Raw genomic sequence first — 12,616 nt, 5'->3', positions numbered from 1 at the left:
TATGGCAGAATTTACATTGTCTCAAGTGGTAGAAGCCACACAAGGGACGAGTGCACATACCGACAATATTAAGTTTTTAGATGTATCTACTGATACAAGAACAATTGAATCAGACTTTTTATTTGTAGCCTTAAAAGGCGATACCTTTGATGGTCATGATTTTATTAATACAGCTATCGAAAAGGGCGCTACTGGTGCAATCGTAGAAAAAGGTCGTGCGGTGGACGGCATTGTATGCATTGAAGTAGATAATACATTGGTAGCGTATCAAAATTTAGCACGTTACCATCGTCGTCGCTTTGATATCCCTGTAGTCGCTATTACTGGTTCTTCTGGTAAGACTACAACAAAGGAAATGGTAGCTGCTGTACTCGGCACCGAATTTAATGTTTTGAAAACTGAGAAAAACTTTAACAATGAAATTGGTTTGCCAAAAACATTGTTGCGTTTAACTTCAGAACATCAAGCTTGCGTTGTTGAAATGGGCATGCGTGGCCTTGGTCAAATTGAGGAGCTTGCGTTGATTGCAGAACCAACTATGGGTATTATTACGAATGTTGGTACTAGCCATATTGAGCTATTAGGCTCTCGTGAAGCCATCGCACAAGCTAAAGGTGAGTTAATTCGTTGCTTGCCTGAAAATAGTGTGGCTATTCTCAATGAAGATGATCCATATGTTAAAGCTATGGATAGTCTTGCCAAAGGTAAAACGATTACCTATGGTATCGAACGTAATGCCACATGTATTGGCAGTCATTTGCGTTATAAAAAAGATGGTATTAAATTTACATGTAAATGTTATGACGAAGTATTTGATATCTTCTTGCCTATGATTGGTGAACACAATGTATATGACGCATTGGCAGCAATCGTAGCTGGTCGTGTGCTAGGCATTAAGTCCAATACGATCCGTAAGGGCTTAAGCGAATTTACAGGCACTCCTATGCGCCAAGAAATCGTACCATTTGAAGATATTGTTATCTTAAATGACGCGTATAATGCAAATCCTTCTTCTATGGCTGAAGCGATAAAAGCTTTGGGTCAGCTAGAAGGTAAACGTAAAATTGCCATGCTTGGTGATATGCTTGAACTTGGTGATTATACTGAACAAGCGCACCGTGAAATTGGTCAATTACTGGCTGAAGAAGGTTATAGTGTGGTCTTCACATTTGGTGATGCTGCTGCCTTTATAGCTAAAGAAGCTAAAAAAGCAGGCTTAACTACATTCCGTTGTAATAGCCATTTGGAAATGGCCAATGCATATAGTGATATTCGTGAAAAAGGGGACGTTATCCTTGTCAAAGGCTCCCGTGGTTTGCGGATGGAACGAGTTGTTGAAGAATTGAAAGATCGTGAATAAAAGGTTACGGCTAGTTATATCTAGCCGTCATCTGTTTATTAATGAGTAGAGGATTCGTATGATATATCACATTCTATTAGCCTTCGTAGTAACTTTTATTATTACTGTAGTGCTAGGTAAATTTGCTATTCCTATGTTGCGTTCTTTGCACGCACAACAAAGTATTCGTGAAGAAGGTCCAGAAAGTCATCAAGCGAAAGCTGGTACACCAACAATGGGTGGCGCTTTTATGATGGTAGCCCTCGTCATTGGGGTTGCTTTATTTGCACCGTGGAATGTGGGTACTGGTATGTTATTGTTCCTCACATTAGGACATTGTTTATTGGGCTTCTTTGATGATTTTGTAAAAGCTGTAAAAAAACGTAATCTTGGTTTGACAGCAAAGCAAAAATTACTAGGTCAATTTATTTTGGCTGCAATATTCTGTTACTGTATTACTGAAATTATGGTTATTCCTACTACATTGTGGATTCCTGTAGCAGATATTCACCTTCAATTAGGTTGGGCTTATTATGTATTGGCATTTCTAATTATCGTAGGTGCTACGAATGCCGTAAATCTTACAGATGGTCTTGATGGTTTAGCTAGTGGTACATCTGCTGTAGCTGCCATTGCCTTTTCCGTTATCGGCCTTATGGCTGCATCTACAACAAATTCTATTGGCGCTGAAAGCGTTGCTTACTATGGTGCCATTGTAGCCGCTGTATGCCTTGGTTTCTTGGTATACAATGTAAACCCTGCAAAAGTATTTATGGGGGATACAGGTTCTTTAGCATTAGGTGGTGCTTTTGCGGCGATGGCGATTCTTACAAAAACAGAGTTGTTACTCGTTGTAATTGGCGGTATTTTTGTTATGGAAGCGTTATCCGTTATTATTCAAGTTATTTCCTTTAAAACTCGTGGTGTACGAGTATTTAAAATGAGCCCTATTCACCATCATTTTGAGTTGTCTGGTTGGGCTGAACAAACTGTTGTTAATCGCTTCTGGTTTGGTGGTGCTGTATTAGCTGTTATTGGTGTCATTTTAGCGACTATAACTTTGTAAGATAATACTTAACGGAAGCCGCAAATAATGGTATGCTTATAAGATAGGAATACATTATTTTTGTTGATAATTTAGGTGATACAGATGGAATACGGAGACAAACATATACTTGTTCTGGGCGCTGGTGCCAGCGGTATAGGCGCATCTTGGGTGTTAGCTCAAGTTGGGGCCCATGTAGTGTTAAATGATTATAAGCCTGTTACACTGCCTGCAGATGAGGAAAAAAGACTAGTATCAGCGGGTGTGGAGATTATTACAGGTCTACAAGACGAATCCTTGCTTGATGGCGTGGATCGTATTGTTATTTCTCCAGGTATTTCTTTAGATATTCCAATTGTAAAAGCTGCTCAAGCACGTGGAATTGATGTAGTTAGTGAAGTTGAAGTAGCTTATGAGTTATCTAAATCTCCAATTGTTGCCGTTACTGGTACCAATGGTAAGACTACAACTACTACATTATTAACTAAGGTATTGGAAGGCACTGGAAAACCAGTTCGCGTTGGTGGCAATATAGGGGATTCTCTCAGTGAAGTTGCCTATTCCATGCCAGCAGATGGTTTCTTGGTAGCTGAACTATCTAGCTATCAATTAGAAACAATTAAGCATTTTAGACCGGTTGGTGCTATTATGCTCAATATTACACCAGACCATTTAGCTCGTCACAAGACGATGGAAAATTATATTGCTGCAAAGGAACAAATCTTTGAAAATCAATTAAGTACAGATTTTATGGTGCTTAATATTGATGATCCAATTGTGGCAGATATGGAACATCGTGTGCCTAGCCATATCCTTAAAATTAGTCAACATCAAGTGGTGTCAAATGGTGCTTACTATGATAAAGGACAATGTTATGTAACAAAGGATGGTAAGGCAACGCCTGTTATTGGAAGCGATGATATCCACATTCCAGGTAGTCATAATATTGAAAATATTTTAACTGTTATCGCTTTAACCTATGCGTTAGGTGTACCAGCAGAAACTATTCATCGCATTATTAGTGAGTTCCATGGCGTTGAACATCGATTAGAACGGGTTAAAACAATTGATGGCGTTACATTCTATAATGACTCTAAAGCTACTAATGTTGACTCTGTTGTAAAAGCATTAGAATCCTTTGATCAATCAGTTATTTTATTAGCTGGTGGTCATGATAAAATGACTCCTTTAGAAGATTTTATGCAGCTTGTTAAAGATCATACAAAAGCTGTTATCTTTATGGGGGAAGCGGCGGATCGATTTGAAGCTGCTGCAAAAGAGGCTGGCGTTCAGCCTATTTACAGAGCTTCATCTATGAAAGATGCTGTTGAACAAGGTTATAAATTGGCTAATCAAGGTGATATTGTATTATTATCACCAGCTTGTTCAAGCTTTGATTGGTACAGCTGTTTTGAAGAACGTGGCGATGATTTTAAAAATTGTGTTCATATGTTGCAAGAAGGGAGACACCATTAATGAAACGTATCATTATTTCAGGTGGTGGCACCGGTGGACATATATATCCAGCAATAACTATATATAAGGAAATTATGAAGCAGAACCCTGATGCACAGGTTTTATATGTAGGAACTGAAAAGGGCTTAGAAGCAACCTTAGTGCCTAAAGAAGGCATTGAGTTTACTACATTACCCGTACAAGGTTTGCAACGTAAATTATCTTTTGGTACGTTAGTGACGTTAGGTAAGACTGCTTTCTCTCTTGTGAAAGCCAATACAATCATTTCTAACTTTAAGCCGGATGTAGTTATTGGTACTGGTGGTTATGTCTGTGGTCCTATTCTCATGGCTGCAGCATTGCGCAACATTCCAACATTGATACAGGAACAAAATGTCATTGCAGGTATTACAAATAAAATTCTAAGCCGTTTTGTTGATGTAGTAGCCGTGGGCTACAAGGATGCAGAAGCATCTTTTTCAAAGGCAAAACGCGTAGTGTATACTGGTAACCCAGTACGCCCTGATGTATTAGTCGATACTAGAGCTGATGGACGTAATTATTTTAATTTAAGTGATGACACATTTACAGTTCTCATAGCAGGTGGTTCTCGGGGGGCGCGAACTATCAATAATGCTATGATTGATGTACATAAGCATTTTCAAGGAACAAAAGGAATCAAATTAATCCATATTACAGGGGACGGAGAATACAAATCTGTGTTATCTCAGCTTGGTATTACCGACGGTGATGGTTTAGGTGATTCTTCGGTGATTCTGCCATATCTACATGATATGCCAAAAGCTTTGGCAGCAGCTGATTTAGCAGTCTTTAGATCTGGTGCTATCGGGCTGGCTGAGCTGGCGGTTCGAGGTATTCCATCTGTGTTGGTACCATATCCATATGCAGCGGAAGATCATCAAACATATAATGCCCGTATTTTTGTTCAAGAAGGGGCTGCTCATATGATCGTTGATCAAATGTTAAGTGCTCATGATTTGATAGGGGAAATTGAAATGTTTATGGCCAATCGTGATTTATTATCACAAATGGGAGAACGAGCATTGCAATTAGGGAAACCAAACGCGGCTCATGATATTGCAAAATTAGCATTATCTATTGCAAAGTAACAAGGAGAGGTTTTATGTTAGACGGTATTCATAAGATTCATCTTATTGGTATAGGTGGATCTGGCATGCGTGCTATAGCGAATATTTTAATTCAAAAAGGTTATGATGTATCTGGTTCAGATGTAACTGAATCTGCAGTTATTGAAAAGTTCAGAAATATGGGCGCTACTGTTCATATTGGTCATAATAAAGAGTATGTAAATGGCGTTGATGCTGTAGTTCGTTCTACTGCTATTCGCGAAGATAATCCTGAAATTGTAGCTGCTAAAGCTCAAGGCATTACAATTTTGCACCGTTCCGATATTGTAAAAGCTGTGTTAGACGTAACAGATGGCATTGCAGTAGCTGGCGCACACGGTAAAACTTCTACTACTTCGATGATTGGTCAAATTTTAGTAGAAGCAGATGCCGATCCAACAGTTATTATTGGCGGTGAAGTAGATTATTTAAAAGGCAGTAGTTGCCTTGGTAAAGGCCATTTCTCTGTAGTAGAAGCAGATGAGAGTGATGGGTCTTTCTTGAAACTACGTCCACACACAATTGTTATTACTAATATTGAAGATGATCATATGGATCATTACAAAACAATGGATAATTTGCTAAATGCATTCTGTGAGTTTGTTGAAACCTTACCAGAATCTGGCAAAGCAATCGTATGTGGTGATAATGAAAATATCCGCTACGTTATGAGTCGTGTAAATCGTAACTTCATTACATATGGCTTAAGCGATAATAATGATTATGTAGCTAAAAATATTCATTATGTAGACTCTACATTGGTTTATGATGTATATCATAAGGGTGTAAATATTGAGCGTATTCGCTTGCGTGTTCCTGGTGAACATAATGTATTGAATTCCTTGGCTGCCTTTATTGTGGCTCATGATTGCTGTGGTGTAGAAACACGTATCATTACTAAGGGCTTAGGTAAATTTATCGGTGCAAAACGCCGTTTTGAAACGAAAGGCCATGTAGCAGGTGTGTGGGTTGTTGATGACTATGCTCATCATCCTACAGAGATTAAAGCTACGTTGAAAGCCGCAAAAGAGTTAGAAAAACATCGTGTTATCTGTGTATTCCAACCACATCGTTTTACTCGTACTAGCTTGCTAAAAGACGAATTTGCTACTGCTTTCACAAGCGCTGATGAAGTATATATGACAGATATTTATAGCTCTGGTGAAGATCCAATCCCTGGTATTGATGGCAATACAATTCCAAATGCTATTAAAGCGGCCACAGGTCAAGATGTACATTATGTACAGTCTGTTGATGATTTGCCTGAAGTATTATCAAAAGTAGTGAGACCTAATGACTTGGTTATCACCATGGGTGCAGGTTCTATTAATCAATATGGACCAAAATTATTAGCTATATTGGAGGAAGGCTTACAATGAAAGATAAAAAAATAATCGTATTGATGGGTGGTCCTTCCAAAGAGGCTGAAGTATCTCGTCGTACTGGTGCGGCTATTGCGGAAGCACTTGAAAGCAAAGGTTATAATGCCCAAACATTAGAACTTAATCCACGTACTGTTTTAAAAGATATTGAAGCCCTCGGTGGTGAAGTCGTATTTAATGCCATTCACGGCCGTTATGGTGAAGACGGTGCATTACAAGGCTTATTAGAAATGGCTGAAATTCCATACACTGGGTCCGGTATTATGGCTCATGCAGTAGGGATGAATAAAAAAGTAAGTAAAGATGTGTTTAAAGGTGCCAATATTCCTACGGCGGCTTCCGAGTCCTTCAATGGTAATCTTGAATCTGCAGAGGCTATTATTGAACACATCCGTAAAGATTTTACAATTCCAGTAGTTGTGAAATCTGCCACTCAAGGTTCTAGTATTGGGGTTACTATCGTTCGCGATGAAGCTCAGTTAGAAGAGGCTGTAACGGAAGCTCTTAAATATGACCCTATTCTCGTGGTAGAACAATTCCTTGATGGTCGTGAATTTACCGTATCTGTTTTAGATGGCAAAGCTTTGTCTGTTATTGAAATTCGTCCACATTCTGGTGAATATGACTACATGAGTAAGTATACGGTAGGTGCTACAGAGTATTTAGTGCCAGCACCTATTAGTGAAGACATGACTGCTGAAATGCAACGCATTGGGGAACTTGTATATCGCGAAGTACAAGGCAGTGGGGTTATTCGTGTTGATGTTATGACAGATCATGCCGATAAGATGTATGTTCTTGAATATAACACTGTGCCTGGTATGACAGCAACGTCTTTAGTACCAAAAGCAGCTAAAGAAATGGGAATCGACTTCCCAACATTATGTGAAAAAATTCTATTAACAGCTAGTATAGGGAAATTTTAAGGGCTAATAGAAGATAAGGAGTTAACTATGGATGATAAGCAAAACCATCCATCCAACTCTGGGGAGATGCAGTCTTCTACACCTGTTCGTGATGAACGGGCTGTATTTAGAAAACGAGTGTTAAAAATCGGTGGTGCAGTTACTCTCGTGTTGGTGGGGTTGTTTACACTACCTATTCCTTTTGGATCCTTAAAAGTTACTGGATCGGATAAGGTAACTGTACAAGATGTAATGGTAGCAGGTGATATCCATGAACCTGTTAATATATTGCAAATTAGTACAGAAAAATTAAAAACTAGATTGTCGAAAGACTTACGTGTCGAAGAGGCTCAAATCAGCTATCAGTTGCCACTTACAATGGTGGTAAATGTAGTAGAACGCAAGGCTGTTGCCGTTGTACCAGCTCAATTTGGATACTTGACCCTTGATGGTAAAGGTCAAGTGATTGCATCTGAGCCTGCTATTCAAGATACATCTGTACCTATGATTTCTGGTGTGAAAGCTGGAAATATACTTTTAGGAGATACGGTGGTAGATAAGCCCATATTGGCTGCTCTTGAATATTTGAACTCACTTGATGAGGAGACATTCAAGAATATTGCGGAGGTTAATATTGGAGATCCTGATGCAATAATGGCATATACTGTTTCAGGTGTACAGATTCGACTGGGAGATGGCAAAGACTTAGCTAAAAAAGCAGAGCTAACTCAGTCGATGTTACAAGATATTAAAAAGACTCATGGTAATGTACAGTATATCGATGTAAATGTTTCGTCACCGTACATTAAAACCGATGTGATGCCAGAAGGCAAAAAACATCAAAATGGAGCACCGACTACAGAAAATTCATCTACTAAGAAAGATGAGACGAAAACAAGATAAATTAGGTCATGTTGAAAATAAAAGGTAGATGATTGTCGTGAGACACGAACGGTGGGCAATTGCCATAGTCAGCTGTATATTGGGGTTTATGGTTGTAACCCAATATAAGATGACTCAAGATAATATAGAAGAAAATATTCGCTTACAACGGGCTGGTGATTTAGCAGTACAATTGCGAGAGGCCCAGAGTGAACGGGATGCTTTATTAAAGCAAATTGAATCACTAAAAAAATCTGGTGCTAATGGCGACGGTAAAGCTGATGAACAGCTCATGATGAAAGCGGCTTTAACAAATGTTAAAGGTCCAGGTGTTAGCGTTTTGATTGAAGATAGCTTAAAGCCTGTGCAAAGTGGTGAAAATCCTAATTTGTATGTAATTCATGATGAAGATATTCTTAGGATTGTCAATGAATTACGTGCTGGTGGGGCTGAAGCAATAGCTATTAATGATCAACGCCTTATAGGAACGTCTGAAATACGATGTTCAGGACCAACTATCACTGTAAATGGTAAGGTCTTTGGCGCTCCCTTTACGGTGAAAGCCATTGGAGATCCAAAGACATTAAATTCGGCGTTAACTATGCGCGGTGGTGTAGTGGATTCGCTCAAACATTGGGGAATAAAGGTAACTATAAAGCAAGAAGAGGATGTAGCGATTCCTGCTTTCACAGGTACCTTTAGAGAAGAACATATGAAGCCTAATGAGTTAGGAGGTAAAGAATGAACATCTATATCTTCGCCATCATTGGCCTAATCATAGGGGCTACCTTAGGATGGATAGCACCACTTCATATCCCTATTAGTTACTCGAACTATACATCAGTAGCTGTTCTGGCGGCATTAGATGCAGTGTTTGGCGGTAGTCGAGCGGCATTGGAAAGAACCTTTGATCTCAGTAACTTTGTAATTGGGTTCTTTTCAAATATGGTGTTAGCTGTTATTCTTGTATATGTTGGTGATTTAATAGGTATTAATCTTTACTATGTGGCCCTCATTGGGTTTGGGTTGCGTGTATTTATTAATGTAGGCGCTATACGCAAGATAATTATGACTAAGCGGTTCTAATAAATCACATTCTATATAGTGGAAAGTTTTTAAATTTTAGTGTAAAATAAATGTAATTGTTATAAGATAGTCAGTATATAAATCGATACATTGGGACGTATATTGATACGATAGATAACGATAAGAGGAGGAAGTTCAATGTCTGATTTTGCAAATATTAAAGTTATCGGTGTTGGTGGCGGCGGTAATAACGCTGTTAATCGTATGGTTGATAACCAAATTAAAGGTGTTCAATTTTTAGCTGTTAATACAGAAAACCAAGTGCTTGAATTGTCTAAAGCGGATGTAACAATTCAAATCGGTGAAAAAGTTACTAAAGGTCTTGGCGCAGGCGCCAACCCACAAATCGGTGAAGAAGCAGCTCAAGAAAGCCGTGAAGAAATTACTAAAGCCCTTGAAGGTGCTGATATGGTATTCGTAACTGCTGGTATGGGCGGTGGTACTGGTACTGGTGCTGCTCCAATCGTAGCTGAATGTGCTAAAGAAGTTGGTGCATTAACAGTAGGCGTTGTAACTAAACCTTTCGCATTCGAAGGCAAACGTCGTCGTGCTGCAGCAGAAAAAGGCATTGAGTTCTTGACTCAAAAAGTTGATACAATCATCGTTATTCCTAATGATAAATTGTTACAAGTAGTAGATAAAAAATGTTCCGTATCTGATGCATTCAGTAAAGCTGATGAAGTTCTTCGTCAAGGTATCAAAGGTATTTCTGATTTGATCCAAATTCCTGGTTTAATCAACCTTGACTTTGCAGACGTTAAAACTATCATGACTAATCAAGGCGAAGCATTGATGGGTATTGGTGAAGGTACAGGTGAAAACCGTGCTGCAGACGCTGCTAAAATGGCTATCAATAGCCCATTATTGGAAACTGCTATTGATGGTGCTAAAGGCATCTTGCTTAACATTTCTGGTAGCTCCGATTTGGGTATTTTTGAAGTGAATGAAGCAGCTCAAATTATTTCTGATGCAGCAGATCCTGATGCAAATATCATCTTCGGTTCTGTTATCGATGAAAGCTTAGGCGATAAAGTTCAAGTTACGGTTGTAGCAACTGGTTTTGGCAATAACGCTAAAAGCGTACCAGAATTCGGTAAAACAACTACAACATCTCGTCCAGCATCCACTACAACAACAAACAGCGGTATCCCTGATATCCCTGTATTCATGAAACGCTAATTTATAGAGTGTATAATCAAAACATTCGTAAATAAGTAACTTAGTAAGACATATCTTGAGATATGTGCATAGGAGGTACAAATGAAGAAATTAGTATTATTAACTCTAGCAGCTACAGTTGTGGCAGGTAGCGCATTCGCAGCAGCACCTGTAACAAAAATTAGCGATGGTTCCACTAAAGTACAAGCTGATTATGCATTTAAACAACATGTATCTAAAGGTGGCGGCAATAGCAACGATGGTTTCGGTGTTTCTTTGCAACACGACCTTTCCGATAAAACAGCTGTACAATATTCCTATGATAAATTGAATGCAAAAAATGGCGACATTAAAGATCATCAATTAGCATTGGTTTATAAAGTGCATCCAAATGTAAACGTATATGGTGCTGGTACTGCAATTCGTACAAATGATACTGAATTAGGTTTCCAAGCAGGTGTTATTGGTCATGTACCATTGACAGAAAAAGTTAACGGCTTTGCTAAAGCTGGTTGGGGTAATGATATTAAGCAAACTTACCAAGTAGGTGCTCAATATGAAGTTCGCCCTGATGTAGACTTGAACGTATACTATGGCTATGATAAATATAGCGTAAATAACAACGATAAAACTGCAAAAGGTTTACACGCTGGTGTAGGCTACTCCTTCTAAGGATAACTAAAGACCACTCTAATGAGTGGTCTTTTTTTATACGTTTATAAAAATAGATATCTGTAGGGATGTTATTTATAAATTTATTTTGTATAGGATATTGTATATATCCTATATACCTTAATTTTATAATAAATCAGCTTATAATCAGTATTATTTCTTATGTATACAATATATTTTCTAAATACTCATTGTATAATTAAATAAGTTTAGGTATGATAAATATGTAATAATTCATTTTAGATAGGATGGTGTAAGTTATGACAAGTGTTGCTGCAAAGCATGCAAAAGGGAAAAAACTTAAAGATGTAATCTTTGTAACTGCTGGCCAAGCCCAAGCTGATGCTAAAGAAAATGGTCGTGAGAACGTTGTTAACGGTACATTAGGTGCGATTCATGATGAAGATGGTAAATTAGTATTCCTTAAAACCGTTAAAGATGAATATTTAAGTCTTCCTGACTCTGAACATATTGGCTATGCACCGATCGCAGGTGTACCTGAGTTCCTTGCTGCTGCAGAGAAAGAATGCTTTGGACAATCTCGTCCAGAAGGTCATATCTGTAGTATTGCTACTGCAGGTGGTACTGGCGGTATTCATCATTTAGTTCATAACTACACAGAACCTGGTGATGAAGTATTGACTGCTGATTGGTACTGGGGTGCCTATCGCGTAATTTGCAGTGATGTAGGTCGTACACTTGTTACGTATTCTTTATTTGATGAACATAATAACTTTAACCATGAAGCGTTCCAAAATCGTGTAAATGAATTAGCTGCTAAACAAACAAATGTGGTAATTTTGTTTAATACACCTGGTAATAACCCAACAGGCTACTCAATTGAGGATAAAGACTGGGAATCCATTCTTAACTTCTTAAAAGAACTCGTTGCTATTGGTCGTAATAATGTGATCATCGGTATTGATGTGGCTTACCTTGATTATTCTGGTGAAAAAGAAGAGGTTCGTTCATTCTTTAGTAAATTTAGTCATTTGCCAAAAGAAATCCTTACATGTGTTTGCTATAGCTTGTCTAAAGGCTTCACTATGTATGGTCAACGTGTAGGGGCTTTGATTGGTATTTCTGATGACGAAGAAATTGCTGATGAATTCTTAGAAATTAATAAGTCTACAAGCCGTGCTACATGGTCTAATATTTGCCGTCCAGCGATGCGCACAATGGCAAATATTGTAGCTGATCCAGCTAAGTTTAAAGCTTATGAAGATGAACGTAATTGCTATTATCAATTGATTCGCGATCGTGCAGATATCTTTAAACAAGAAGCAGCACAAGTAGGTCTTCCTATGTTACCATACCGTGGTGGCTTCTTCATTACGATTCCTACAGATTCTGCTAATGCTATCTGTGAAGAATTGAAGAAAGAGCATATTTATGTTATTGCTCTAGCTAACGGTATTCGCGTTGCAGCATGTGGTATTCCTAAATTCCAAATGACAGGCCTTGCTGAAAAAATTTACAATGCTATGAAACGTCTTGGCAAGCTATAATACATAAGTTTTACTAATACTAAAGTCCGCTTGATA

Annotated in this window: 12 protein-coding genes; all 12 read left to right on the top strand. The window is 38.3% G+C overall.

The features are described from left to right. Position 1 precedes the first annotated feature (1 nt). The 12 genes from murF (at position 2) to VRHSUH10_RS02615 (ending at position 12,580) form a co-directional block, all read left to right on the top strand. The gene (gene murF, locus VRHSUH10_RS02670) at positions 2-1,360 is read left to right on the top strand and encodes a UDP-N-acetylmuramoyl-tripeptide--D-alanyl-D-alanine ligase (RefSeq protein ID WP_105089339.1); all 1,359 of its coding nucleotides are present in this window, start codon (positions 2-4) and stop codon (positions 1,358-1,360) included. A gap of 58 nt (positions 1,361-1,418) precedes the next feature. After that, positions 1,419-2,405: a phospho-N-acetylmuramoyl-pentapeptide-transferase gene (gene mraY, locus VRHSUH10_RS02665; RefSeq protein WP_005386234.1), complete on the top strand. Its 987-nt coding sequence runs from the start codon at positions 1,419-1,421 to the stop codon at positions 2,403-2,405. Positions 2,406-2,489: 84 nt separating this feature from the next. Beyond that, entirely contained in the window at positions 2,490-3,860 is a 1,371-nt protein-coding gene (murD, locus tag VRHSUH10_RS02660; RefSeq protein ID WP_105089338.1) for a UDP-N-acetylmuramoyl-L-alanine--D-glutamate ligase, read from the top strand. Then, a complete protein-coding gene (gene murG, locus VRHSUH10_RS02655) occupies positions 3,860-4,969 on the top strand; it encodes an undecaprenyldiphospho-muramoylpentapeptide beta-N-acetylglucosaminyltransferase (protein ID WP_105089337.1) in 1,110 nt (369 codons plus the stop codon). Before murD ends, murG begins: the two co-directional genes overlap by 1 nt. A gap of 14 nt (positions 4,970-4,983) precedes the next feature. After that, entirely contained in the window at positions 4,984-6,366 is a 1,383-nt protein-coding gene (murC, locus tag VRHSUH10_RS02650; RefSeq protein ID WP_105089336.1) for a UDP-N-acetylmuramate--L-alanine ligase, read from the top strand. After that, positions 6,363-7,295, top strand: coding sequence for a D-alanine--D-alanine ligase (locus tag VRHSUH10_RS02645; RefSeq protein ID WP_105089335.1), 933 nt, complete (start codon positions 6,363-6,365; stop codon positions 7,293-7,295). The genes murC and VRHSUH10_RS02645 overlap by 4 nt, the downstream gene beginning before the upstream one ends. Positions 7,296-7,322: 27 nt before the next feature. Then, a complete protein-coding gene (locus VRHSUH10_RS02640; protein WP_105089334.1) occupies positions 7,323-8,177 on the top strand; it encodes a cell division protein FtsQ/DivIB in 855 nt (284 codons plus the stop codon). Positions 8,178-8,205: 28 nt separating this feature from the next. Then, positions 8,206-8,901: a DUF881 domain-containing protein gene (locus tag VRHSUH10_RS02635; protein ID WP_005386244.1), complete on the top strand. Its 696-nt coding sequence runs from the start codon at positions 8,206-8,208 to the stop codon at positions 8,899-8,901. Then, positions 8,898-9,242 carry a small basic family protein gene (locus VRHSUH10_RS02630; RefSeq protein WP_105089333.1) on the top strand — a complete coding sequence of 115 codons (345 nt, stop codon included), beginning with the start codon at positions 8,898-8,900 and terminating at the stop codon, positions 9,240-9,242. Before VRHSUH10_RS02635 ends, VRHSUH10_RS02630 begins: the two co-directional genes overlap by 4 nt. A gap of 138 nt (positions 9,243-9,380) precedes the next feature. Further along, positions 9,381-10,421 (top strand): cell division protein FtsZ, encoded by a 1,041-nt coding sequence (gene ftsZ / locus VRHSUH10_RS02625; protein WP_105089332.1) that lies wholly within the window; start codon positions 9,381-9,383, stop codon positions 10,419-10,421. Positions 10,422-10,502: 81 nt separating this feature from the next. Continuing rightward, a complete protein-coding gene (locus tag VRHSUH10_RS02620; protein ID WP_105089331.1) occupies positions 10,503-11,072 on the top strand; it encodes an outer membrane beta-barrel protein in 570 nt (189 codons plus the stop codon). 260 nt (positions 11,073-11,332) lie between these two features. Further along, complete coding sequence (locus VRHSUH10_RS02615; protein ID WP_105089330.1) at positions 11,333-12,580, top strand: aminotransferase class I/II-fold pyridoxal phosphate-dependent enzyme; 1,248 nt, start codon at positions 11,333-11,335, stop codon at positions 12,578-12,580. Positions 12,581-12,616 lie beyond the last annotated feature (36 nt).

Origin of the sequence: Veillonella sp. T11011-6 (assembly GCF_002959755.1) — a bacterium.
In the GTDB taxonomy this organism is placed as follows: domain Bacteria; phylum Bacillota; class Negativicutes; order Veillonellales; family Veillonellaceae; genus Veillonella.
The sequence above is the reverse complement of the archived record's forward strand: the minus strand, read 5'-3'. Positions and strand labels throughout refer to the sequence as shown.